Genomic DNA, 988 nt, shown 5'->3' on the forward strand with positions numbered 1-988 from the left:
CGGGTTCTTGACCTCAGAAGATGCAGTAGCTGTCACTCACGGCGGTTGCTGATGAGTCAAAACTATGGTACCTTGCTCCGTTGTTCCGATGACGACGGCGATGCCTCTCCCGGATACGTCCGGAGAAAGCGAGCAGGCGGCGAGCCCTTAACTCGCCGCCTGCGTTAGGTTATGGATGATGCATTTCCGTGTCAGCTCCCGGAACTGGCCGTGCCAGCTCCGGGAGCGCAGCTTCTCGCCGTCGTCTTCCTTCAACTGCGAGAAGCCCGTCTCGCTCATCCAGCGTTGGTTGTAGTCCTCGTTCATCCGGGCGTTGTGAGCCTTCTGCAACGGTGTCTGCTCTCTGTGCTTGATCAACGGTCGCGTTGATTCGGAGCGACACTCCTCACGGAGGTCGCTCCACGAGTAGTTCGCGTCAGCAGACAGCACCCGCAGGTCTTCCGCGTTCCGGCGGAAGACCTGCATCCCGATGTGGCCGTCCCAGGCCTTCTGCGTCGTGTAGTGAACGTCCTTAATCGCTAGCGAGTTCACGTCAATCAAGATCGTCGTCTTCATCGACTGCAACGAGTAATTCGCGCGGTCGCGGTAGTGGTAGCTGGTTTGATCGCGCTGGAAGCCGCTCGCGTCAATTGCAGCTTCGCCACTCCAGCCCGCCTGCTCCGCGCTTTGGCGGAGCAGGCGGCGGAGTTCACGCATCCGGTACTCTCGTTCCCACCGGCAGAACGAACTGTAGTGTGGTGCCTCGTCAAGTCCAAACACGGCAAGAACACCGGGCATTTCGTTGAGGTAGTCCTCGGATTCACGGAGGCTCTTTTCCAGTTCGACACGGTACAGAATCAACGCGATCTGCACCCACTCGGCGTACCCGCCCGCGCCGTCCGGCGCGGCGGGTACGTCCGGATCGTCAACGTGCTGTTTGGCAAGGTTTCGACACATCCAAGCAAGCCGTCTGAGCGATACCATATCGCCAGACGGCGTCCAATTCCTG

At 59.7% G+C, this 988-nt stretch carries 1 protein-coding gene; it reads right to left on the reverse strand.

Annotated features, from left to right (window positions below; translation table 11 throughout):
- Nucleotides 1–147: 147 nt before the first annotated feature.
- Entirely contained in the window at nt 148–963 is an 816-nt protein-coding gene (locus tag IEX91_RS16175; protein WP_188880242.1) for an IS5-like element ISH1A family transposase, read from the reverse strand.
- Nucleotides 964–988 lie beyond the last annotated feature (25 nt).

The sequence above is a fragment of the Halarchaeum nitratireducens genome, from assembly GCF_014647155.1.
In the GTDB taxonomy this organism is placed as follows: Archaea; Halobacteriota; Halobacteria; order Halobacteriales; family Halobacteriaceae; genus Halarchaeum; species Halarchaeum nitratireducens.